Genomic DNA, 24,271 nt, shown 5'->3' with positions numbered 1-24,271 from the left:
CAAGCGCCATCACCAGAAACGCCGCAGCCCTTTCGGGATGCGGCGTTTCTGGTCAACTCCAGACAATGTCTGCAATCGCACATGCAAGGCAGCGCTGGTCAGTTTTCCAACATGCAGGTCAGTTTTCCAACATGCGGGCCAAGGCCAGCAGGCTCTCATCACGTCCCGGCAGGCCCAGCAATGACACGCCCCAGGGCGGGGGCGCGGATTCCTGTGGCAGGCGTGCCGCCGAGTCGGCAAGCCACGGCAGACTCAGCTGCGGCGCACCGTTCAAGCCCGCCAGCGCGGTGAGTCCCATCAGGCGATGACGATAGGCCTCCATCACCTCAAGGCTTGCGCCCAGCAGCGGTGAGGCGCCCGGCGTGGTGGGCAGCACGAAGACTGCCTCGCTGGTGGCTTCGGCCTGGGCATGAGACGCGCGACTGCCGGACTCCGCTGGCGCCTCGCTGCCTTCCTGATGACTGGCTGCCTGGCTGGCCGGCTGACTGGCCGCCAGCTGCTGGCGATACCAGCGACGAACGGTGTCTGCCTTGGCTTCTGCTGCCTGCTCGTCGGTATCGCTGAGCGTCATGCACCATTTGAGACGCGCCGCGATATCCGGGTTGAGGCGCGGCCAGCGCGATTCGGGCCCCTGCTCCGGCGTACTCAACCACCCCTGGTGAGTGCGACGAATCTCGCAGCCCTGCAGAATCCGGAAGGCTTCACTGGCGCGCGCCATGAAGGCCTGGCTCAACATGAGCCGCTCGCACTGAAAGCCGAGCGACTCAAGACGCCGGGACAGCGGCCCGAGCAGGCGCTGATAAGGCCCCGCGGCCAGCCCTTCCGGCACCAGCAGGATGATACGTGCAGGTAGACGGGTTGCTGTCGCCGCCGGCATCAACACTTCACTGACCTGCGTCAGCGTCGCCAGATCCCGCGTCATCCAGCCTACGGTGTCGAAGCGCGGCGCCAGCGGCTTGAGCCCGGTCATGCTGATACGACCATGGGTCGGTCGCAGCCCATAAAGCCCGCAGTAACTGGACGGCACGCGGATGGAGCCGCCGGTATCGGTGCCCAGCCCGATCTCCGCCTCGCCGCGCGCCACCGCCACCGCAGAGCCCACACTCGAGCCGCCCGGCAACCTCAGCGGCGCACGTGGGTTCTCCGGCGTGCCGAAATGCGCATTGGTGCCGTTGAGGCTGTAGGCCAGCTCATCGGTGGTGGTGCGGGCCCGATAATCGGCCCCTGCCTGCTGAAGCGCCAACACGCTGGGCGCCGTCTGCCGCTCGATGGAGGCGCTGTCCAGCAGGTCAGGATTGCCCTGGCCGATGCGCTCGCCCTTGATCGCGAACAGATCCTTGACCACCAGTCGCTGGCCATCAAGCGGCCCCTGTCCCCGCCGCCCCTGTCCCCGCGGCCCCGAGAAACGCGCCGGCGCTACATAGATACGCTTGTCCACTGGGAGCGACTCCTTTCGACTCATGATGTGGTCCACCGCTGTTCGCTCAAGACGCTGTGCTCATAGCACCGCGCCGAGGAACTGGCGCAGCTCTTCCGTGGCCGGATTGGCGAACAGCGTCGCGGGGTCCCCCGACTCATGCACGCGCCCCTGATGCATGAAGATCACGCGATCGCCCACATCACGGGCAAAATTCATCTCGTGGGTGACCAGAATCAGCGTCATGCCCTCACGTTTGAGCTGTTCCAGTACCTTGAGCACATCGCCGACCAGCTCCGGGTCCAGTGCCGAGGTGATCTCATCGCACAGCAGCACCTTGGGGTGCATCGCCAGAGCGCGCGCGATCGCCACCCGCTGCTGCTGGCCACCGGAGAGCTGACTCGGCCAGGCATCGAATTTCTCCCCCAGTCCGACCTTGGCCAGCATCTCGCGGGCCTCGCGCTCGGCGACATCCCGAGCGATGCCCTTGACCAGCATCGGTGCCAGCATCACGTTCTCGCCGACGCGCTTGTGGGGAAACAGATTGAAGCTCTGGAACACCATGCCGACATCCTGCGCCAGGGCGGCGGCGTCCATCTCGCTACCGTCCAGCAGCTTGCCGGCGACATGAATGGCGCCGCCGTCATGCTGTTCAAGCTGATTGATACAGCGCAGCAAGGTGCTCTTGCCGGAACCGCTGCGACCGATGATCGACACCACCTCACCCGGACGCACCTCGAGATCGATCCCCTTGAGGACCGGCAGGTCGCCGAAGGACTTGGTCAGCGCCGACAGGCTGACCAGCGGTGCCTTGGCGCTCTCGGTGTCAGGGGCGCTGTCGGAGACGGGAGCGCTCTCGGTGACAGCGGCCTTCTCGGAGACAGCGGTGTCGGATGAGGCGCTATCCAGCGCAGAAACTTCAGCGAGCAGTGACATTGAGACGTGCCTCCAGGTGGCGAGCCAGCCGCGACAGCGGATAGCACATGGCGAAATACAGCAACGCGACCAGCGCGAAGACGGTGAAGGGTTCCAGGGTGGCGTTGTTGAGCATGGTGCCGGCCTTGGTCAGCTCGACGAAGCCGATCACCGAGGCAAGCGCGGTGCCCTTGATGATCTGCACCGAGAAGCCGACGGTCGGCGCGATGGCCATGCGCAGCGCCTGCGGCAGGATGATATGACGCATGGTCTTCAGATAGCCGAGCCCCAGCACCCGCGCCCCTTCCCACTGCCCCTTGGGCACCGCCTCGACACAGCCGCGCCAGATGTCGTGCAGGAAAGCACTGCTGAACAGCGTCAGCGCCACGGCCGCCGCCGTCCAGGCCGAGACATCCAGCCCGAAGACCGCCACGCCGAAGAAGGCCAGGAACAGCTGCATCAACAGCGGCGTGCCCTGGAACAGCTCGGTATAGAGACGACAGAAGAGCGCCGCCCCCGGCCAGCGGGTCAGGCGCAGAAAGGTCAGCGCCAGCCCGACCAGACTGCCGCCGATGAAGGCGATCAGGGACAGCGCCAGTGTCCAGCGCGCCGCCAGCAACAGGTTGCGCAGAATGTCCCACAGCGTGAAGTCGATCATGAGTGGGCCTCTTTCAGGACATGGGAAGACAGACGGCTACGCGGGGCCGGCGTCAGGTGGCGAAAGCCGAACAGGCGACGCCCGATGCGGTTGAGCAAGGCGCGCATCGCGATGGCCAACAGCAGGTACATGCCTGCCGTCACCACGTAGCTCTCGAAGCTCAGGAAGGTACGTGACTGTATGAAGTTGGCCGCGAAGGTCAGGTCCGCCACGCTGATCTGGGAGACCACGGCGGAACCCAGCATCACGATCACGCACTGGCTGGTCAGCGCCGGATACATGCGTTCCAGCGCCGGCATCAGCACCACATGGCGATAGCTCTGCCAGCGGGTAAGCCCCAGTGCCCGCCCGGCTTCCCACTGGCCGCGACCGGTGGCATCGACCCCGGCACGCAGGATTTCACTGCTGTAGGCCGCCAGGTTGAGCGTCATCGCGATCACTGCGGCCATCTCGGCGCTGAGTGACAGCCCCAGCGCCGGCAGACCGAAGAAGATGAAGAACAGCTGGACGATGAAGGGCGTGTTGCGCAGCAGCTCCACCAGCATGCCCAGCAGCCGGCTGAAGAGGCTGGTCGGCGCACGATGGCGCTGCCAGACACACATCACCGCGCCGAGTATCCCCAGCGTGGTGGTCAGCGCCGTCAGCCAGACCGTCGTCATCAGCCCGGCCATCAGGTCGGGCAGATACGGCAACAGGCGCGGGAAATCCGGGAGATAGTTCATCGATCAAGCCTCACGGGCAAAGGGATCAGACGTGTGACGTCTCGATTCAGGCATCCAGTGACGGCAGCGGCGCCTTGAACCAGGTCTCGGAGAGCGTATTGAGCGTGCCATCCTCGATCCCCTGGGCGATCAGCTCATTCACGCGCGCCTTGAGCGCCGGCGTGTCATGACGCATGCCCACATAGCAGGGAGAGTTCTTGAGCGGCAGCACGCTGACCGGCACGCGGGCAGGATTGCGTTCGGCGATGGCGGCGGTGACGAGATTGCCGGTGGCGATCATCTCGACCTGGCCTGACAGGAAGGCCGACAAGGTCGTGTTGTTGTCTTCGAAGCGCTTCACGGTGGTCGATTCCGGTGCCACCTTGCTGAGCTCCATGTCTTCCACCGAGCCACGTGTCACGCCGATGGTCTTCTCGCTCAGTCCCTGCGCGGAGTCCACCTCACTGCCCTTCTCGCCGAACACGCCCAGGAAGAACGGCGCATAGGCATCGGAAAAATCGATCGCCTTCTCGCGCTCGGGATTCTTGCCCAGGCTCGAGATCACCAGATCGACCTTGCGGGTCTGCAGATAAGGGATGCGATTGGCCGAGGTGACCGGCACCAGCTCAAGCTTCACCTCCATCTCGTCTGCCAGATAACGCGCCATGTCGATATCGTAGCCACGCGGCTTGAGGTCCGGGCCGACCGAGCCGAAGGGCGGGAAGTCCTGGGGCACCGCCACTTTCAGCACCCCGCTATCTTTGATGTCACTCAGTGCATCCGCGTGTGCGCTCAGGGCGGTGGACGCCAACGTGCCCCACAGGGCCAGCAATATTCCCTTGCGGACCCAGTTGCCAAAACGCTGCTTGTTGCCTGTCTGTGTAGTGCGCTGCTGGGCCTTGCTCTCGTGACGCTTGCTCATCGATCGACTCCGGTATCCGTCAATGCCAGGCGCTGATGCGATAACGACTCGTCATGCACCTGGTGCCTTGCGGCAGTGGATTGTTGTTGGTTGTTGTTGATCGTCCCGCCGTGCTTCTTGCCGAGTGTCTCGCCGAGTCAGATCCAGTGACTCCCTGCCCCATTCGTCTTCAGAACCTGACCAATGAAACAAGTGATTCCCTTATCAATCTTTGCAACAGGTGTGCCAAAGCTTCCGCTTCGTGCTCAATAAGGTGATCGAGTTGCAGGCAGCGCAGAGTCACCTGCGGCTCACACGCCCGAGCAGGGGCCTGAGAACACGCTTGAGCACAGGCATGCAAGCCAAACAGCGAATGGAAAGAAGAAGAAGCGATACACGTCTGCGGGAGCCGAAATCGCGGATGACGCCCTCGCATGACGGCGAGACCAAGGCGCAGATACCAGCGACATGGCAGCAGATGGTGCAGTCAGGGAGGCATATGCGCCCTGCGGGTGCGCAGAGCACGGCGTGTCGAATCGGGCCGCCACACAGATCAGAAGCAAGGCAGGCGGCCCACAGGGAGATAGATAGAGAGGAAGGAAGGCAGGAGCACTTCAAGCTGGACGATCAGCCGTCGCCCAGTTCCTCCAGCGCATCGAAGGTATCGGTCACGCGGCGAATCTGGCTGCGCCCGCCGACGAGGTCGTCATGCAGCAAGCGCGTGGCCAGCAGATTGATCTGGCTCATGGCTGCGGCGTAGCTGTCGAAGGCGCTGACGCTGTCCAACGGGCAGCGCAGAACATGCTCGATACCGGCGGGGATGGTGCTCAGGCTGTCATCGCAGACCAGCAGCACCGTACATGGCGCCTGCCCCAGCCATTCAAGCAATCGGGCCAGCCCCTGCGGTCGCCGGCGCATGGCGAATACCACCACGGCATCATCGGCGCCCAGGCGTGCGACCTCCTCGCCGAGTGATTGGCCGGGTTGCGGCAACACCGCCACCTGCGCGCGCAGCTGCAGCAACTGTTGGCGCAGGTGCAGCGCCAGTGGATAGGCATTGCGAAAGCCGATGATCTGCAGCCGCTCGGCCTTGGCCAGAGCGCCGCTCAAGGCCGCCATATCGAGCATGTCCAGCGCCGCCAGCGCCTGACGCAGGTTGCGACACTCCTGCTCATAGTGACGCTGGTGATGGTCTGCCGTCGGCGCTGCCGCCACCGGAACACCCGATTGACGCAGACTGCGTGCCTGATCCCGCGCCTCACGGAAGTCCTGATAGCCGAGGCGGCGGAACAGGCGGCTGACCGTCGCCTTGGAGACGTCGGTCAGACGTGACAGTTCCGCGGCGTTGTATAGCGCCAGTTCATCCTGATGCGCAAGCAGAAAGCGCGCGATGCGCCGCTCATTCGGGGTGAGTTCCTCAAGCGAACGGGTCAGACGCTGATGCAGGCTCAGGCTCCTGGTGCCCTGCCTTGCGGCATGGCGAGCGAGACTGGTCGCAAGATTGACAGTGGCATCGGCACCGGCATCGGCAACAGGGGGAGGCGCTTCCCCATCCGGGTGCACTGCCCGGGATTCACCGGACACGTCATCCTCGGGGGGCGCGCTGTGATCTATGGGCGCTCGTGGCATGAAGACACACTCCTGAAAAGATTCTGCGTGAGCGCAGAGCAACGATTGCATCAAGACAGTGCAAAGCCTGGGCCAGGTGCTGACTGACAGTGCATAGACGAAAGGCGTAACCCTCGCGATGAGCGCTTTTTCCTCATTCTGGACACCTCTGACGCCCTCAAGCGCTGCACGACGACAATGATCCGCACAGCACCACAGACACAAGCGACTGTTTTTACTGTTCATCACATCAAATCGGCACGCAAGCCGCTTGATCAAGACTAGCCAGCCGACAGGTCATACGCCGCGCAGTAACGCCAACGACCCTTGCCGGACTGCAATATTCCCGATAAAGCGCTCGCGATGCGCAAGGAGCATTCTCATGGCCACCTCAACGATGACTGCCCTCCTCGATACCTGCCGAGCCATGACAGCCAAGGTCACGACACAGACATTCACCCTCTTGCCGCGCTCTGGTAGCGCCACCCAGGATGTCGCCAATGCCCAGTCCGCTCAATTGCTGGGCGTGATGGCGATGGGCTACGAGGCACCGCCGCTGAGCCTGAAGGCAACGGCGGCCCCCACGACGCCTTCACCGGCCCATGACACGCGCAGCCAGGCCGACATTGCCGCCTCGGCCGTGGCGGCCCAGGCCTCAGCCGAGACATCGACTCCGACAGCATCGCCCATCGCGCAACAGAAAGCCGTCTTCAATCCTGACATCAACCACAAGGCTCACGCTGACTGGGAGGCGATGCACCGCCACCACACCCTGCTGCGTCAGAGCATGACGCGTCGAGGAATGCTGGCATGAGCGTCTATACCATCGGCATGGAATGCGGCATGCACATACCGCTGGAGAACAGCATCGCCCTCGCCCCTGCGCCTCGCATCAAGCTGGAACTGACCGCCGGCCAGCATGCTGGTGAGTATCTGAGCATGATGTCAGGAGCCATCCAGCCGCTGACGGATAGCGACGATGCGTTGCTGAAAAGCCTGGAGGCGCAGCTGCCGCGCCGCAGCCTGATCTGGACGGCGCGCGGGATCACCGAAGTCGGGCGTGGCTGGCGTTGGCAGTCATCGCCCGGCCATCCCCAGGCGCCCTGGCTGGACGCCGTGCATCACAGCTGGCCGAGCCATGCGCCGCGCTGGCTACGCAAGGCGCCAGTGGTGGTAGTCACCGCCGATGCGCTGCCGCTGGCCAACCGCACCCGCCACCAACGTGACCTCGCGCGTCTGTGGGCCAGCGCCGATGCCGCGCTGATCTACCTGGCCGACGATGCCCGCGATGGCTGGCAGATGCATCAACACTGTGACCTCTCTCAATTGGAGAAAGCCGAGTTGTCGGGGGCCAAGCAAGAGGAAGAAGCCGTGCTGGATCGCGATGCTGGCATGCCCTTGGAGATGGCAAGCTGATCGCCTGATGGCCTTATCCTTCACATTTCCAGAATGACGCAAGAACGAGCGATGCAATAACGACTCTAGACTCAAGAACCAAAAACCCAGAACCAGCAACCAAAAAGCCCGCCCCGGAATCCGGGGCGGGCTTTTTGCTGTGCGGCGAGGCAGTGACAACAGACAACAGACGACTCACAGAGCGCCGAACCCGCCGGCTCAAGCGCTTAACCGCTCACGCCCCTCACGCCGCTCATGACTGTCGCGGGCACAGACCATCACATAGCGTGCTGGCCACGAAATCCGCCAGCTGCTCCCAGTCTTCATCGCTCTGCGGCGCTCCCCCCAGCTGATCGATCTGGGCGGCGAAATCCGCGTAATGCTGAGTGGTGGACCAGATGAGGTAGATCACCCACATCGGCTCCGCCTCACGCAGCTTGCCCGCGGCCATCCAGGCCTTCATGACATCACAGCGCGCCTGTACCCAGTCACGCAGGTCGCCACTGAGATAATCGCGCAGGAAAGGCGCCCCGCTGATCACCTCCGCCGCGAACAGACGCGAGGCCTGCGGTGCCTGGCGTGCCAGCTTGAGCTTGACGCGCACCAGCGCTTCCAGCACCTCACGCGGCTCGTCATCAGGCGAGATATCCTCGAGCGAGGCATTCCAGCGCGTCAGGGTCTGCTCCAGCAGGTGAACGTAGAGCTTCTCCTTGGAACCGAAGTAATAGAGCAGATTGGCCTTGGGCAACTCAGCCACTTCCGCAATCTGCTTCAAGGTGCTGCCGCGATATCCGTGACAGGCGAATACGCATTCGGCGGCCTCGAGAATACGGCTCTCGGCTTGCTCACGCGGAGAGCTGGCAGGCGGCACGCTCAATTCCGCGCTACGGGTACGACGGACTTCAGCGTAAAGGGAAGAAGGAGAATCCGCGGGCATCGGCATCACTCATCAGGTCAGAAAAAAGCATTCGAGTCTCTTGGCGACAGTCCCCTGTCTGTCTCACTCGCCTGTCAGCAGCGATGTGCGCAAGCAGGAGGCTCTGGTCAAGCGACTATCACGTGGCGTTGGAACAGCAGTGAAAACAGCCCGTTGAGACACCGGCGAACAAAATACCACAACATGGACTGACCATTTGGTCAGATTCTTGCAGGAATCACAATACGACCTGTTACATTGATAGAGACAACAGCCTGTAGACCAACGCTCGTCGCCTGGATAGAACAGGCCCGCTGGCAAGACAGCCCCAGCCCGTCGACAAGGCAGAACAAGGGCTTGAGCGTTGGAAGCACGCTGTACGCAACAAGGCACCACAATGACAATACGACCTGACAGGATGCCCGCATGATCGACTTCACCTTGAATGGGCGCGCGTGCCGACTGCCCTCACCTGCACCGGGAACGAGCGTACTCGAAGTGCTGCGCACCTCACTTGGGCAAGACGGCACCAAGGAAGGCTGTGCCTCCGGCGACTGCGGCGCCTGCACCATTGCCTTGCAGGGGCCGGGCCACAATGTGAGCACCGCCAATGCCTGCCTGATGCCCGCTCACCAGCTGGCCGGCTGCGACTTGATCACCGTCGAGGGGTTGGCGGATGCCAGCCAGACGCCAACCCTCTCGGCGGTGCAGCAGGCATTGGTCAGCACCCATGCCAGTCAATGCGGTTTCTGCACCCCGGGCATCGCCATGAGCCTTGCGGTGCTGCATGCCCGTCATCAGCGCCAGATCGATCAGGGCGAAGTGATCGATGCCAGACAGCGCGACACCATGATCGACCATGCACTGGGCGGCAACCTGTGTCGCTGCACCGGCTATCGCCCGATCCGCGAGGCCGCTCACCGTCTGCTGCAAGGCGAATTCGGGCCAGCCAGCCTGCAGGACGCTGGCGTGAGCACAGCGGAAGCGCACGACACCGCCCCAGATGACGAGCGCGACACCGGGCGTTTCTATCGGCCGATCACCTTGCAGGCCCTGCTGGCGCTGCGCGCCGAGCGCCCGGATGCCGCGCTGATCGCCGGCGGCACGGACCTGATGCTGGAGCACACCCAGCGCCTGCGCGACTTCCCGGCCTTGATCGACACCACCCAGGTCGCGGCGCTTGGCAAGATAGAGGAAGGCGAGCACGCCGGTCAGGCAGGCTGGTGGATCGGGGCCGCGGTCAGCTATCACCAGCTGATGCCGCTGCTGCGGGAACATTACCCGGATGGCGCGGAGTTGCTCACGCGACTGGGCAGTGAACAGATCCGCCATCGTGGCACCCTGGGCGGCAATATCGGCAATGCCTCGCCCATCGGGGACATGCCGCCGCTGCTGATCGCGCTGGACGCCTATATCCAGCTGATGAGCCAGGACAATGAGCGCATCCTGAAGCTCGAGGACTACTTCCTCGACTACAAGCGTACCCAGCTGATGCCGGACGAGATCATCCACTCCATCTTCCTGCCGCGCCCGCTGCCCAACCAGCGGCTGGCGGTGCACAAGCTGTCCAAGCGGCGTGACGACGACATCTCCACCCTGCTCGGCGTCTTCGCCTGGCGGCGTGATGCCAGCGGGCGCGCGCAATACTGGCGGGTGGCCTTCGGCGGCATGGCCGGGGTTCCGGCCCGCGCCCCTCACCTGGAAGCACTGCTGACGCTGCAAGCGCTGGAATCTCTCACGCCCGCCAGACTGACGACGCAGACTCGCCAGCAGATCGAGCAGGCCGTGCAGGCCGATTTCTCACCGCTCAGTGACGTGCGCGGTTCACGCGAATATCGCCTGCTGGCCGCCAGCCATCTGATTCCCCGCGTGGCCCAGCGCATCCTGAATGAGCGCCAGCCCACGACCTCCCTCACGCCACTGGAGAGCCTCGATGCGTACCTTGCACAGCCTTGAGTCCGACGCCAGCGCCGCGCCGGCCGCCCCCATTCTCCAGTCACGTCAGCATGAAAGCGCCCAGCGCCATGTCAGCGGCTCGGCGCGTTATGTGGATGACCTGCCGCTGCCCACCGGCACGCTGCATCTGGCCATCGGCATGAGTGAGGTCGCGCACGCCACTCTGGATGCGCTGGATATCGAAGCGGTACGCCGTGCCCCCGGCGTGGTCTGCGTGCTCAGCGCCGCCGACATCCCCGGTCACAGCGATGTGGGGCCGGTCTTCCCCGGCGACCCACTGCTGGTCAGTGACATCATCAGCCATCATGGTCAGGCACTCTTCGTGGTCGCCGCCGACAGCGAGCGCGCGGCACGTCAGGCCGCGCGACTGGCCAAGGTCGCCACCACGCCCCTGCCGGTGTGCCTGGACCCGCGCGAGGCGGCCAGCCGCGGTGATCTGGTGCGCCCGACCCACACCCAGGCACGGCTTGCCAATGGTCGCGCCGGCGATCTCGACAGCATCAGCACCAAACTCGCCAAATCCGCCTGGCAATTGAGCGGTGAGCTGGAAAGCGGCGGCCAGGAACACTTCTATCTGGAGAGTCAGGCCGCACTGGCCTTGCCAGGCGAAGATGACGAGATGCTGGTGCACAGCTCCTCCCAGCACCCCAGCGAAGTCCAGAAGCTGATCGCCGAAGTGCTCGGCGTGCCCTTCCACGCCATCACGGTGGAGACCCGCCGCATGGGAGGCGGCTTCGGCGGCAAGGAAACCCAGGCCGCGCCGGTGGCCTGTCTGGCCGCGATGATCGCCCGGCGCACGGGCCGCGCGGCACGCCTGCGACCGGCACGCGCAGATGACATGCGCCTGACCGGCAAGCGCCACCCTTTCCACCACCGCTATGAATTCGGCGTCGATGACAGCGGGCGCATCGAGTCCGCCATCATCGAGCTGACCGGCGACTGCGGCCACTCGCCGGATCTTTCGGATGCCATCGTCGATCGCGCCATGTTCCATGCCGACAACGCCTACTACCTGGGCAATGCCCACGTGCGCGGCATTCGCGCACGCACCAATGTGGCGTCCAATACCGCCTTCCGCGGTTTTGGCGGCCCTCAGGGCATGTTGGCGGTCGAGGCCGCGATGGAGGATATCGCCCGGCGTCTGGGGCGTGACCCGCTGGAGATCCGCAAGCGCAATCTCTACTGCGAGGGCCGTGAGACCACGCACTATGGCCAACACGTCAATCAGCACCCGCTGCTGGCGACCCTGATCGATCAGCTCGAGGACAGTGGCCGCTACTGGGCGCGCCGCGCCGAGATACGCGTCTTCAATGCCGCCAATCCGGTGGTCAGGAAGGGGCTGGCACTGACACCGGTCAAGTTCGGCATCTCCTTCACCGCCAAGCACCTCAATCAGGCAGGCGCCCTGGTGCATGTCTACACCGATGGCAGCGTGCAGGTGAATCACGGCGGCACCGAGATGGGCCAGGGCCTGCACACCAAGATCACCCAGGTCGCGGCCCGTGAATTGGGGCTGAGCGTGGACAAGGTACGCATCACCGCCACTCGCACCGACAAGGTGCCCAACACCTCGCCGACGGCGGCAAGCTCCGGGGCGGACCTCAACGGCATGGCGACGCGTGATGCCTGCCTGCGCCTCAAGATGCGCCTGCTCGACTTCGCCGCCGAGCATCTCGCCCAGCCACGCGTCAGCCTGAGCCTCACGGATGGCGAGCTGCATGGCCCGAGCGGTGTGCTGATGACCTGGGGCGAGCTGATCCAGGCGGCGTATCTAGAACGCATCTCACTGTCCGAGAAGGGCTTCTATGCCACCCCGGATATCCATTACGATCGCGCCAGCGGCACCGGCCACCCCTTCTACTACTACGCCTTCGGCGCGGCGCTGTGCGAAGTGGTCGTCGATACGCTGAGTGGTGAATACCGTCTGGAAAGCGCCGAGATCCTGCATGATGTCGGTGATTCGCTCAATCCAGCCATCGACATTGGTCAGATCGAGGGCGGCTTCGTGCAGGGCATGGGCTGGCTGACGACGGAGGAGCTCAAGTGGAACGAGGATGGCCGGCTGCTCACCGATGGCCCGGCGACCTACAAGATTCCGGCGATCTGTGACGTGCCGGCCGGCGCGCTCAAGGTGCGCCTGCTGGAGGGACATCCCAACTCGGCCGCCAGCATCTACCGCTCCAAGGCGGTCGGCGAGCCGCCCTTCATGCTCGCCATCAGCGTGTGGGCGGCGCTGCGCGATGCGCTGGCCTCGCTGACCGACTACCGCCGCGCGGTGCGCCTGGACACCCCGGCCACGCCGGAGCGCGTGATGCTGGCGGCGCGCGAACAGCGTGACTGGCAGGAGCAGCACGACACTGCTGGCGCAGAGCCAACGCAGGTGCCGTCATGAATGTCGACAAGAGTGCCGACAAGAGTGCCGTCATGAATGCAAAGAGTGCCGCGACCGGCCGCTGGTATCAGGCGCTCGCCGAGGCCCAGGCAGCATTGACGGCGCATGCACTGGCCACCGTGGTGACGGTGGCGGGTTCTGCACCGCGTGGTGCCGGCAGCAAGATGCTGATCACCCCTGATACGCTGCACGACAGCCTCGGTGGTGGACGGCTGGAGCAGCTGGTGGTGGAGCGCGCCCGTGAGAGGCTGGCCCAGGGACAGTCTGGCTGCCTGCTCGAGGAAATCGCGCTCGGCCAGCATGCCCAGCAATGCTGCGGCGGCCATGTGCAGGTGCTGATCGAGCTTTACCCGGCGCTTGCGCCACGGCTGGCCCTGTTCGGCGCCGGCCATGTCGGACAAGCGATCGTCACGCTGCTGGCACCTCTGGGCTGGCAGATCGACTGGCGGGACTCACGCCCCGAGCAGCTCACGGCCGCCACGACCCCCGCGGGTTGTGAGGGGCGTGTAGCGCGTCAGGCGTTCAATATCCTGACCGAGCCGCCGACCGCGAAAGCCGCGCCCCCCAGTGAATCACTACCCGTGATGGCGGGCAGCCATGTGCTGGTATTGACCCATGACCATGTCGAGGACCAGGCGCTGATCGCCGCGCTCGCACCACGAGATGACCTGGCGTCGTTGGGGCTGATCGGTTCCAGCAGCAAGTGGGCGCGCTTTCGCCAGCGCCTGCGCGGCGATCTCGCGGAGCATCAGATCGCCCGCGTTCGCTGCCCGATCGGCGTGCCCGGCATTCCCGGCAAACGCCCTGAGGAGATCGCGATTGGCGTCGTCGCGGAACTGCTGCAGATCGAGGCGCGGCGCAGTGACGAAGCGGCCGTGAACTCGTCCGACAAGGCCACCGGCCATGGCGCGTCTCTCCAAGGCACGTCAGCCCAGGGCACGTCACTGGACAGCCATGGACTGACGCGTCAGGGTGCCCGCCAGCTGCGCGCCCATTTTGCTCCTGACGCGATGCACCAGACAGAAACGACACAGAAGGCCGAATGATGACTGACCAAGACACGTCGCACACTGCGGCCTGCCACCTGGATGAGCAGCGCCTGACGGCAGCCCTGCGCGCGGCCGCCAAGGACGCTTCCTGCGTCAGCCTGCTGCGTGGAGCACTGCTGCATTTCGTCGCCGACCCTGAAGACGCCATGCTGAGTGAGGCGGCCTCGAGCGATGGCAACGATAAGGGAGATAGCAATCAGGGAAACAGAGACAGCCGAGCCTCTGACATGGCGGCGACCCTGGCGCGCGCCGTCGAACACTACGCCGATGCGCTGCTGGTGATGCATGCAGGCCATGTGGTCGCCGTGGGGGATCATCGCTCGCTTGCCCGGTATGAGGCCGTGGGCGAGCTGATACGGCTGTCTCCGCCGCGCAATGTCGAAGGCCTGATGATGCCGGGCTTCATCGATACCCATGTGCACTTCCCGCAGCTGGATATCATCGCAAGCTACGGCCACTGCCTGATCGACTGGCTGAACACCTACACCTTCCCCGCCGAGCAGCGCTTCGCCGACCCTGCACATGCCGCCGAGGTCGCCGATGCCTTCCTCGATGCGCTGCTGTGTCATGGCTCGACCAGCGCCCAGGTGTTCGCCACCTCACATGCCAGCAGTGCCGATGCCCTGTTCCGGGCCGCTCAGTCCCGCGGCATGCGCGTGCATGCCGGGCGCGTGATGATGGACCGCAATGCCCCGCCCGAGTTGCTGGACTCCGGGGTCGCCGCGCTCAAGGACGATGAGCGCCTGATCGCCGACTGGCACGGGCGTGACCGCCTCGGCTATGTGCTGACGCCGCGCTTCGCGCCGACCTCCACGCCCGAGCAGCTGAAGGCTGCCGGCCAACTGCTCAAGAGCCAGCCGGACCTGCACCTGCAGACCCACCTGGCCGAGAATCTCGATGAGGTGAAGTGGGTCGCCGAGCTGTTCCCCGACGCTCGGGATTATCTGGCGGTCTATGAGGATGTCGGCCTGAGCCATGAGCGCACCACCTTCGCCCACGGCATCCACCTGGACGATGGCATGCGCCAGCGCATCGCGGATCGTGGCGCCAGCATCGCCTTCTGCCCGACCTCCAACCTGTTTCTCGGCAGCGGGCTCTTCGATCGCGCCAGTGCCCGCGCCATGGGCATGAACATCAGCATCGCCACCGATGTCGGCGGTGGCTCCAGCCTGTGTCAGCTGGAGAGCCTCAAGGCCGCCTATCAGGTCGGCCAGCTTCACGGCGCGGTCGCCCATGATGTGGCGGGGCTTGAGTCACGCGCCAATCAACCGCTGACACCCTGGCAGGGCTTCTATCAACTGACACTGGGCAATGCGCGCGCCATGCGCCTGCAAGACAAGGTCGGCAACCTGCGTCCGGGCATGGAAGCCGATGTCATCGTGCTCGACCCCGCCGCCACGCCCTTGCTGGCACGGCGCACTCGCTGGGGTCAGCCCAGCCAGGTATCGCTGCAGGAGGTGCTGTTCGCGCTGATGATGCTGGGCGACGACCGCGTGATACGCGAAGTCCATGTGGCGGGCCAGTGCCGCAAGCTGCACGGCCTGATGCTGAGTGCCTCTTCTGATACGCCATCCAGAGAGCCTGCCGCAGCATTAATGCCATGAAAGCATCACAGCGATGACAAGTAATTGACATATGGCACCAATTCTCTGGATTGGTGCCATTTTTTCATCTTAAAGATGCGCACAACACGGATACTCAACGCTGAATCCACTCGCTATGATGGCGACATCTTCTTCCAAAAGGTCATGGACGCTCAGCGACTGGCCTGCCACTACGAGGACCATCATCATGACTCCCACCGCCATCATGCAACGTCGTTATTCCACCAAGGCCTTCGATCCGGCACGCAAGATCAGCGCCGCCGACTGGCAGGAACTGGAAAACGTGATGCGCCTGAGCGCCTCCAGCGTCAATTCCCAGCCGTGGCACTTCCTGGTGCTGGAATCCGACGATGCCAAGCAGCGCTTCGCGCGCGCCGGTACCGATGACAAGTACGCCTTCAACTCGCCGAAGATCACCAATGCCTCTCACGTCGTGCTGTTCTGCACTCGCTCCACCCTGGACGACGACTACCTGAACCACCTGCTGGACACCGAAGCCTCTGATGGCCGCTTCAAGAAGGATGACGAGTTCAGCGCGATGATGGACGGCGCGCGTCGACTGTTCATCGACCTGCACCGTCATGACCTCAAGGACCTGCAGCACTGGATGGACAAGCAGGTTTACCTCAACTACGGCAGCCTGCTGTATGCGGCCTCCAGCCTGAACATCGATGCGGTGCCGCTGGAAGGCATCGACCCGGTGGCACTGGATGCGGAATTCGGCCTGCGCGAGAAAGGCTTCAATGCCCTGGTCGCCGTGAGCCTAGGTTACCGCGCCGCTGACGACTTCAATGCCGAGCTGCCCAAGTCCCGTCTGCCGGCAGACGAGATCTTCACTCGCCTGTAAGGCTCGCTCTCAAGGCCGGGCACTCAAGGCCGGGCTCTCAGCAGCTGGCGCTCAAGAGCGGATTCTGAAGATCTGTTCACAGCAACTGTCCGCAAGACATCGACGTGTCCGCCTTGCGGGCCAACGGCGGGCATGGGGGGCAAGTCGCCGCCCGTGCCCGCCGCATTGCATCCCGATGGCGGACATGCCACCTTTTCGAGGCAGGCCAGCGCAGTGCATTCCCGGCGGCGATGTCCGACTTGCGTGCCTGATTCGTTTCGCCCATCTGTTACGTCCACTTCTTACGCCCACGACAGGATTCATGCCATGTCCATCAAGCTTATCGCGACACTGACCTTCCCCGCCGACCAGCAGGACAAGGCACGCGATGCTCTCGCCGAACTGGTCGAGAAGAGCCAGTCCGACAAGGGCTGCCTGCAGTACGAATTCTTCGCGATCGACAAGAACGTCGCGGAAGGTGAGCCGGTACCGGAAGGCGACTTCGTGGTACTGGAAGAATGGTGGGATGAAGACGCCATCGAAGCCCACGTGGCCACCGAGCACTTCCAGGGCTTTTTGAGCACCTTCGGCGAAGGTGAGATCAGCCTCAATATCCAGCGCCTGCTGACGCCCTGAGCCGCTGAGCCGCTGAGCCGCTGAGCCGCTGAGCCGCTGGGCGTACTTTCGCTCAGACAAGGCGCTGCGAGAGCGCAGACAGATCCCCGCCGGGCATCACGCCCGGCGGGGATCTTGCGTTTGTGGCACACGGGCTTGGCCTGCTCATCCGCTGGCCTGGCCGCGGGACACGCAACAAGTGATGGAAAAATCGATACGAGCACTGAACTTGGTTCACATCTTGCTTATAATTGGCTGCCCGCGCTGAACACTCCAGTGCCCGACACCATTTTCGCCATTGCACCGCGAGCAGAACAAGGAGCGTCACATGAGCCAATCCTCTTCCGATTCCAAGGGGATCGACGAACCACTGCTCGGCCTCGAAAGCTGCCCGTCGGTCCCCATCTCGGCACTCGCCGGCGCCCAGCATCTATTGGCCAGTCTGGCCGGTATCATTGCACCGACATTGATCATCACCAGCGCGCTGGGCCTCGATGCCTACACCGCCAGCCTGCTGTCGATGGCACTGGTGGTCTCCGGTGTCGCCACCTGGATCCAGTCCCAACGCATCGGCCCGTTCGGCTCAGGGCTGTTGAGCATCCAGGGCACCAGTTTCAGCTTCGTTTCCGCGCTGATCACCGCCGGATTGATCGCTCGTTCGCAGAATGCCAGTGACGAACAGGTACTGGCGGTGCTGTTCGGCACCTGCCTGGCGGGCAGCCTGATCGAGATGGCGCTGGGCACGGTATTGCCGTGGCTCAAGCGGGTCATCACGCCCGTGGTCACCGGCGTGGTGGTGATGCTGATCGGTCTGAGCCTGATCCAGGTCGGCATGACGGATATCGGCGGCGGCTTCGGCGCCGAGGACTTTGGTGCGCCCGCCAATCTGGCGCTGGCCGGTTGTGTGCTGATCACGGTGCTGGCCTGCCAGGTCTCGCGTCATCCGTGGCTGAGAATCGCCTCCATCTTCATCGGCATGGCCGTCGGCTGCATCATCGCCGCCATCGGTGGCCTCTATGATGCGCCACAGCTGGCCGATGCCGCCCTGCTGGCCCTGCCGCATCCGGCGACCCTGAATACCGGCTTCGATTTCTCGCTGGCCGCCTTCCTGCCGGTAGCCTTCATCTTCATGATCACCGCCATCGAGACGGTCGGTGACCTCACCGGCAGCGCACGCGCCTCGGGGCTCGCCGTGGATGATGAGCTACACCAGAAGCGTCTGCGCGGCGGCGTGCTGGGCGATGGCCTGAATTCCGCACTCGGCGCGCTGGCCGGCACCTTCCCCAATACCACCTTCAGCCAGAACACCGGCGTGATCCAGCTGACCGGCATCGCCAGCCGCCATGTGGGCCGCTATGTGGCGGGCTTCCTGCTGCTGCTGGGTCTGTCGCCCTTCATCGCCACCCTGCTGACCCAGATGCCGCGCCCGGTGCTCGGTGCCACCACCACGCTGATGTTCGCGCTGATCGCGGTGTCCGGCATCCGCATCCTGATGGCGCAGCCCATCGGGCGCCGCGAGATGATGATCATCGCGCTTGCCCTGGGGCTGGGACTTGGCGTCGGCATGGTGCCGGATGTGCTGAACGCCATTCCGGGCACCTTCGCCGATGCGCTGCGCTCGCCGATCACCATGGGCGGCCTGACCGCCATCATCGCCGAGCTGCTGCTGCCGAAGATGGAAGACGCCGAGGTGTTCAATCCCAGAGCGAGTGAGCGTGAATCCACCGACAGCATCAGCGCGGACCAGGAACACGCCTGACCCGCAGGCGCAGCAATGAGACATGAAAAGACCGGCGCATCATTGGCCGGTTTTTTCATGTCGGTCTAGAAAGTTCGCACTTCGGGTGTCGGTCATCCAATTTCCACAGCAATGAGGCAGACTGCATGGGGTTGTTCATGCCGTCCCCACCCTTCAAGCAGTTTTACCATCAACACTCTTGCAATCAGCACCCTGACAATCAGCACTCACAGATTTGAACGCGCCATTGCGCACCGGAGCCAGACACAAGGAACGTATCGCTCATGCTGAATACTCGACTCATCTCATCAAATGCGCCGGGCTTGTGCGCGCCTACCCGCTCGCGCATGGCGCTGAAGGCCCTGCTGGGGGCTGCACTGCTCAGTACGCTGAGTGCCTGTGCCAGCCAGGCGGGCCATGAATGGCAGGCCGACACCACCTATCACCTGACGGTGCTGCACACCAACGACCACCACGGCCGCTTCTGGCAGAGCAGTGATGGCGAATACGGCATGTCGGCGCGCAAGACGCTGGTCGACCGCATCCGCGCCGAGGTGGAATCCGCAGGTGGCAGCGTGCTGCTGTTGTCGGGTGGCGACATCAATACCGGCGTGCCGGAATCCGATCTCCAGCAGGCCGAACCCGACTTCAAGGGCATGAACCGCATCGGCTACGACGCCATGGCGGTGGGCAACCATGAATTCGACAACCCGCTGGCGGTGCTGCTAAAGCAGCGCGACTGGGCCGACTTCCCGATGCTGGCCGCCAATATCTACGACAAGACCAGCGGCGAGCGCCTGTTCGCGCCCTGGAAGATCTTCGATGAGCATGGCATCCAGATCGCGGTGATCGGCCTGACCACCGAAGACACCGTGCGTATCGGCAACCCCGAATACTTCAGCGATCTCGACTTCCGTGACCCCAAGGAAGAGGCGCGCAAGGCCATCGAGGAGCTCAACGAGCATGAGCAGCCGGACCTGATCTTCGCCGTCACCCACATGGGCCACTATCAGAATGCCGAGCATGGCATCAATGCGCCGGGCGATGTCTCGCTGGCGCGCTATCTGCCCTACGGCGAACTGGACATGATCGTCGGTGGCCACTCCCAGGAGCCGGTCTGCATGGAGGGTGCCAACCGGATGGCGGACTTTGCACCCGGCGATGATTGCCAGCCGGACCGCCAGAACGGCACCTACATCGTGCAGGCGCATGAATGGGGCAAGTACGTGGGACGCGCCGATTACGAGTTCCGCAATGGCGAGCTGACCATGGTCAACTATCAGCTGATTCCGGTGAATCTCAAGAAGACCGTCGAGGAGAATGGCGAGCGCAGGAAGGTGCTGGTCGCGGAGGAAATTGCCGAAGACAGCGAGCTGCGCGAATTCCTGCGCCCCTATCAGGAAAAGGGTCAGGCGCAGCTCAACGTCACGGTCGCGCAGAGCAACGGCAAGCTGGAAGGCGATCGCGACGTGGTGCGCTTTGCCCAGACCAACCTGGGACGTCTGATCGCCACCGCCGCCATGCAGGCCGGCAAGGCCGACTTCGGCGTGATGAACTCAGGTGGCGTACGCGCCTCGCTGCCCGCGGGCGAGATCACCTACAAGGATGTGCTGACCGTGCTGCCCTTCGGCAACACCGTGGGGGTCGTGACCATGTCAGGTAGCGAGGTGCTCGAGTATCTCGAGGCGGTGGCCACCCAACCGGTGGACTCCGGCGCCTATGCCCAGTTCGCCGGCGTCAGCCTGCGCGTCAATCGCGCAGAAGGCAGCGTCTCCGACGTGATGATTCAGGGCCAGCCATTGGCCATGGACGCCCAGTATCGCTTCACCGTCCCGAGCTTCAATGCCGCCGGCGGGGATGGCTATCCGAAGGTCACTGACCTGCCGGGTTACCTGGATACCGGCTTCGTCGATGCCGATGTGCTCAAGGCCTATCTTGCCGAGCAGAGCCCGATCGACGTCACGGCATACGCGCCCCAGGGCGAGATCGTCTATCAGTGACGCTTGAGGCTTCTGCTCTAAACATGCACATGACAACGGGACGCCTTGGCGTCCCGTTGTCATTTCCAGAGCCGGAATATCCTCGCCAGGGCTGCAGTCGGACTATACAAGTGCGGATCGCACAGGTTTGATACGACATGCGCACCACTACAACAAAGACCGTCGAGACCCTGGCCCATGAACCTCAACCGCACCGACAGTGAGCTGCTCAACCTGCTGATCAAGGACGGTCGCATGTCCTACGCCGATATCGCCCGCAAGCTCGGCATTTCGCGTGCCCATGCGCGCAGCCGCGTCCAGGCGCTGGTCGAGAGCGGCGTGATCGAACAGTTCACCGCCGTCATCAACCCCGACAAGCTCGGCAAGGGCATCTCCACCTTCGTGGACCTGACCGTCGCTCCCAGCGCCATCGAACGCATCGCCGAGGAGCTTTCCGCCTGCGTCGAGGTGGTCAGCCTCTATATCATGAGCGACCTGAAAAGCCTGCACATCCACACCCTCACCGACAGCTACGAGGCCTTCGATGCCTTCGTGCGCGCGCATATCTTCAATCGCGACGAGATTCTCTCCGTCGACTGCAAGTCGCTGATGACGCGCGTGAAGCATCGGCGTGGTGGCGCGCGGCTATGACATCTCTGTCTCTCTTTGTCTTTGTCTCTGCCTCTGTCTCTGCCTCTGTCTCTGCCTCTGACGCCGCAGCACCGGACGGCGCCGGGGCTGTCATTTCACTCGTCACCTCACATATCACTGCAAGCGTCACTGCAAGCATCACTGCAACCTTGCCAGCCCGCGCAGCAGCCGTAGCGCGACCCACAGAAAGCCCAGCGGGAACAGTACCGTCTGGGTGATGAACAGCATGGTCAGGTCGATCACCTTGTCGGTCATCGCATCAAAGCCCTGGGTGACACTGGTGATCGGCCCGCCGACCCAGCCTTCCATGCTGCCCTTGAACTGCTGCCACCAGCTGCGCTCCTCGTGCGCGCCACCTACCTGCTTGTCGGCGACTTCCGCCAGCTGCTGCTGCGTCACGCTCAACTGCGCCATCTGGGTATCGCGACTGTCATCGAGAAAGGCCTGACCCGCGGCGCCGCTGGCCAGCGCGACACTCAGCACCGCGAAGCGCAGTGCGATGCCCCACAGGGCCACGCGCAGGATAGCCACCTGCCACCAGCGCTGGCGGGGATGCATCCCATCGACCGATTGGCGACTGCCGGTAAGTAGCCCGAGAGCCGCCAGCAGGCAGGCACCGCTGGCGAAGGCCTTGATGATCAGCGAGCCGGAGATGCCCAGCAGCAGCTTCTGTAGCGCCAGCGAGCCGGTCGCCGCGAACATCACCCACGAAAAGCGCTCGATCATGTCATTGGCGGGGTCCAGCGCTTCCCCGGGCGAGACCTGAAAGACCTGCAGATCGATGGTCGAGGACTGCAGTACCGAGATGGTCGCGTTCAGGCCCTTGGCGATGGCGAAGGCACTGAACGCCTGACCCAGAGTGGCGTCGAGGAAATCCAGCGCCCACTGCTGCGGCATCTCCCACCAGGCAAGCACCGCCATCACCACCAGGATGGCGACCAGCAGGATGCGCGGCACCTGAGCCCCTCCTGGTGCCCCGGGCGTGGCGGGCAGGCGAGGCCCGGCAGTCTTCGTCACGCAGGTGGATGCGGCGGCAGGCGAAGACTCCGAGCGGGTGGCGGGCTCTTCAGGCTCATGAGGTGACATCTAACGCTCCATCAGGACAAAGCCGCATGATGCCACCAGCCACTCAGACTGTCGTCTATGGCGCCTCGCATGAAGACTCGATGTGGGCGTACCGAGTCTTATTGACCTGCTCTGATTGACCGATTCTGAGCGCCCCTATCCAGGTGCACCATGATCGATCGCACGCACCATCAGGTCGCGAGCATGACAATTGATCATCCCTACCCCACATTCGTGAGCCAGATGTCACCCTCCCCGTCGCTATCGGTGAACAAATGCCGCGCCAGGCGTCATCTTCTGACATTTGTCAGGCCCTGAACTTTGCCAATCAGCGCTGCCACGGCCTCACTTGGGCAACGCCAGGGGCGCGCTCACGCTCTATCAGCGAAACACAACGCCCAGAATTTCCATGCAATCGATTGAAAATAAAGAATAAATCTCCCTGCGCGCCAAATGGCACACGCCTTGCAATGTCTTCCACGTAGCCCACTGACAAATGGCAGCCTTCTGGCTGACAAATGACAGGCAACGCTACTCAAGAACATGCAGAAACACCTACACAACAAGATCGCCGGCCTCAATGTCGGCATGCCGTACAGGCGCCCCCCTTGAGACAGAAGACTCTTTCACACAGAGCATTCAAAGCAGTCTGTCGCAAGGGCATTACTGGTCATCCGTCCGCAGGAGATCCTCCCATGACATTCGATCGTCGCAAGTTCCTGGGTGCCGCACTGGCAACCTCAACCGCTGGACTCGTGATGGGTGCGCCCGCCATCGTGCGCGCGGAATCCAACAAGACCTATCAATGGAAGATGACCAATGCCTACGGTCCTGGCTCGCCCTTCTATGTCGAGGGCCCGGGCAGTCCGACCGACTTCTGCCGCAAGGTGGAGGCCATGTCGGGCGGGCGCATGAAGATCCAGCACTTCGCGGCCGGTGAGCTGATTCCGGCCCTGGAGGGCTTCAATGCCGTCGCCAGTGGCGTGGTGGAGATGAACGCCGGCAATGCCTACTTCTGGGCCGGCAAGATTCCCGCCGCCCAGTACTTCACTACCGTGCCCTTCGGCATGAATACCCAGGGCATGAATGCCTGGCTGTATCACGGTGGCGGCCTGGAGCTGTGGCATGAGCTCTACGCCCCCAAGGGGCTGATCGCCTTCCCGATGGGCAATACCGGCGTGCAGATGACCGGCTGGTTCCGCAAGCCGATCAATACGGTCGAGGACTTGAAGGGCCTGAAGATGCGTATCCCGGGGCTGGCCGGCAAGGTCTACGCCGAACTGGGCGTGGCCGTGCGTCTGTTGCCCGGCGGAGAGATCTTCCCGGCGCTGGAACGCGGCGTCATCGATGCCGCCGAGTTCGTCGGCCCCTATCAGGATCGCCGTCTGGGGCTGCAGAAGGCCGCCAAGTACTACTACACCACCGGCTGGCACGAGCCGACCAACGTCACCGAGCTGATGATCAACAAGGCGGCCTGGGAGGGCCTGCCCGAAGACCTGCAGGCCATCGTCAAGGCCGCCGCCCAGGCGTGCAACGTCGAGAGCCAGGCCTGGTGCGAATCGGTGAATGCCGAGGAGCTCAATGACCTGGTCGACAACGAAGGCGTCACCGCCCAGCCGCTGCCGGAGGCGGTAGTAGCGCGTCTCAAGGAAGTCACCGAGAAGACGCTGACCGACATGGCGGCGGCCGATCCGGACACCGCGCGCGTCCACGAGTCCTTCATGGCCTTCCGCGACCAGCACAAGGAATGGGCCGCCGTCAGCGAGAAGACCTTCCTGGCGCTCTGACGCCTGGTGTCTCGGGTCTCGCGGCTCGCACCTGTCGACTCACGTCTCACGTCTCGCGTTCAGACCCGTCGCCCGATGAACTCGCCCTTCGCTGCGCT

Annotated in this window: 20 protein-coding genes; 12 read left to right on the top strand and 8 right to left on the bottom strand. The window is 63.8% G+C overall.

From position 1 onward, the window contains the following. Positions 1–118 precede the first annotated feature (118 nt). The 6 genes from U0O11_RS07990 to U0O11_RS07965 form a co-directional block, all read right to left on the bottom strand. Entirely contained in the window at positions 119–1,438 is a 1,320-nt protein-coding gene (locus U0O11_RS07990) for an amidase family protein (RefSeq protein WP_324692398.1), read from the bottom strand. A gap of 60 nt (positions 1,439–1,498) precedes the next feature. Next, positions 1,499–2,353, bottom strand: coding sequence for an amino acid ABC transporter ATP-binding protein (locus U0O11_RS07985; RefSeq protein ID WP_324692397.1), 855 nt, complete (start codon positions 2,351–2,353; stop codon positions 1,499–1,501). After that, positions 2,337–2,990 (bottom strand): amino acid ABC transporter permease, encoded by a 654-nt coding sequence (locus U0O11_RS07980; protein ID WP_077376658.1) that lies wholly within the window; start codon positions 2,988–2,990, stop codon positions 2,337–2,339. The genes U0O11_RS07985 and U0O11_RS07980 overlap by 17 nt, the downstream gene beginning before the upstream one ends. Further along, positions 2,987–3,712, bottom strand: a complete 726-nt coding sequence (locus U0O11_RS07975) for an amino acid ABC transporter permease (RefSeq protein WP_192838234.1) — start codon at positions 3,710–3,712, stop codon at positions 2,987–2,989. Before U0O11_RS07975 ends, U0O11_RS07980 begins: the two co-directional genes overlap by 4 nt. Positions 3,713–3,758: 46 nt before the next feature. Beyond that, entirely contained in the window at positions 3,759–4,613 is an 855-nt protein-coding gene (locus tag U0O11_RS07970; protein WP_324692396.1) for a transporter substrate-binding domain-containing protein, read from the bottom strand. A gap of 606 nt (positions 4,614–5,219) precedes the next feature. Next, positions 5,220–6,221: a MurR/RpiR family transcriptional regulator gene (locus U0O11_RS07965; protein ID WP_324692395.1), complete on the bottom strand. Its 1,002-nt coding sequence runs from the start codon at positions 6,219–6,221 to the stop codon at positions 5,220–5,222. A 361-nt stretch (positions 6,222–6,582) separates the two neighbouring features. Here U0O11_RS07965 and U0O11_RS07960 point away from each other — a divergent pair, with 361 nt between their 5' ends. Both U0O11_RS07960 and U0O11_RS07955 read left to right on the top strand, forming a co-directional pair. Further along, a complete protein-coding gene (locus U0O11_RS07960; protein ID WP_279840108.1) occupies positions 6,583–7,014 on the top strand; it encodes a hypothetical protein in 432 nt (143 codons plus the stop codon). After that, positions 7,011–7,616 carry a hypothetical protein gene (locus U0O11_RS07955; RefSeq protein ID WP_279840107.1) on the top strand — a complete coding sequence of 202 codons (606 nt, stop codon included), beginning with the start codon at positions 7,011–7,013 and terminating at the stop codon, positions 7,614–7,616. The genes U0O11_RS07960 and U0O11_RS07955 overlap by 4 nt, the downstream gene beginning before the upstream one ends. A gap of 232 nt (positions 7,617–7,848) precedes the next feature. Here the strand turns inward: U0O11_RS07955 and U0O11_RS07950 are convergent, their stop codons facing one another. Then, positions 7,849–8,532 (bottom strand): TetR family transcriptional regulator C-terminal domain-containing protein, encoded by a 684-nt coding sequence (locus tag U0O11_RS07950; protein ID WP_054556074.1) that lies wholly within the window; start codon positions 8,530–8,532, stop codon positions 7,849–7,851. A gap of 405 nt (positions 8,533–8,937) precedes the next feature. Between U0O11_RS07950 and U0O11_RS07945 the strand changes: the two genes are divergently transcribed. The 9 genes from U0O11_RS07945 (at position 8,938) to U0O11_RS07905 (ending at position 21,321) form a co-directional block, all read left to right on the top strand. Continuing rightward, positions 8,938–10,467: a xanthine dehydrogenase small subunit gene (locus tag U0O11_RS07945; protein WP_324692394.1), complete on the top strand. Its 1,530-nt coding sequence runs from the start codon at positions 8,938–8,940 to the stop codon at positions 10,465–10,467. Next, positions 10,445–12,859: a xanthine dehydrogenase molybdopterin binding subunit gene (gene xdhB / locus U0O11_RS07940; protein WP_324692393.1), complete on the top strand. Its 2,415-nt coding sequence runs from the start codon at positions 10,445–10,447 to the stop codon at positions 12,857–12,859. The genes U0O11_RS07945 and xdhB overlap by 23 nt, the downstream gene beginning before the upstream one ends. Then, the gene (gene xdhC, locus U0O11_RS07935; RefSeq protein ID WP_324692392.1) at positions 12,856–13,905 is read left to right on the top strand and encodes a xanthine dehydrogenase accessory protein XdhC; all 1,050 of its coding nucleotides are present in this window, start codon (positions 12,856–12,858) and stop codon (positions 13,903–13,905) included. Before xdhB ends, xdhC begins: the two co-directional genes overlap by 4 nt. Next, positions 13,905–15,512: a guanine deaminase gene (guaD, locus tag U0O11_RS07930; protein WP_324692391.1), complete on the top strand. Its 1,608-nt coding sequence runs from the start codon at positions 13,905–13,907 to the stop codon at positions 15,510–15,512. The genes xdhC and guaD overlap by 1 nt, the downstream gene beginning before the upstream one ends. A gap of 187 nt (positions 15,513–15,699) precedes the next feature. Continuing rightward, positions 15,700–16,359 (top strand): oxygen-insensitive NAD(P)H-dependent nitroreductase NfsB, encoded by a 660-nt coding sequence (locus tag U0O11_RS07925; RefSeq protein WP_043333519.1) that lies wholly within the window; start codon positions 15,700–15,702, stop codon positions 16,357–16,359. A 306-nt stretch (positions 16,360–16,665) separates the two neighbouring features. Then, positions 16,666–16,974, top strand: coding sequence for a putative quinol monooxygenase (locus tag U0O11_RS07920; RefSeq protein ID WP_052384416.1), 309 nt, complete (start codon positions 16,666–16,668; stop codon positions 16,972–16,974). A gap of 307 nt (positions 16,975–17,281) precedes the next feature. After that, entirely contained in the window at positions 17,282–18,712 is a 1,431-nt protein-coding gene (locus tag U0O11_RS07915; RefSeq protein WP_324692390.1) for a uracil-xanthine permease family protein, read from the top strand. 263 nt (positions 18,713–18,975) lie between these two features. Then, positions 18,976–20,691: a bifunctional UDP-sugar hydrolase/5'-nucleotidase UshA gene (gene ushA / locus U0O11_RS07910; RefSeq protein ID WP_279836512.1), complete on the top strand. Its 1,716-nt coding sequence runs from the start codon at positions 18,976–18,978 to the stop codon at positions 20,689–20,691. Positions 20,692–20,868: 177 nt separating this feature from the next. Next, the gene (locus U0O11_RS07905) at positions 20,869–21,321 is read left to right on the top strand and encodes an Lrp/AsnC family transcriptional regulator (RefSeq protein ID WP_043332694.1); all 453 of its coding nucleotides are present in this window, start codon (positions 20,869–20,871) and stop codon (positions 21,319–21,321) included. Between the two features lie 138 nt (positions 21,322–21,459). Here the strand turns inward: U0O11_RS07905 and U0O11_RS07900 are convergent, their stop codons facing one another. Continuing rightward, on the bottom strand, positions 21,460–22,278 hold the full coding sequence (locus U0O11_RS07900; RefSeq protein WP_153635703.1) for a hypothetical protein: 819 nt from the start codon (positions 22,276–22,278) through the stop codon (positions 21,460–21,462). 803 nt (positions 22,279–23,081) lie between these two features. On the opposite strand from U0O11_RS07900, the gene U0O11_RS07895 reads away from it, so the two are divergent. Then, positions 23,082–24,173 carry a TRAP transporter substrate-binding protein gene (locus U0O11_RS07895; protein ID WP_324692389.1) on the top strand — a complete coding sequence of 364 codons (1,092 nt, stop codon included), beginning with the start codon at positions 23,082–23,084 and terminating at the stop codon, positions 24,171–24,173. The last annotated feature ends 98 nt before the right edge of the window (positions 24,174–24,271 follow it).

Origin of the sequence: Cobetia sp. D5, assembly GCF_035666195.1 — a bacterium.
Lineage (GTDB): Bacteria > Pseudomonadota > Gammaproteobacteria > Pseudomonadales > Halomonadaceae > Cobetia > Cobetia amphilecti.
Note: the sequence above shows the minus strand (reverse complement) of the source record. Positions and strands in the feature narration are given on the sequence as shown.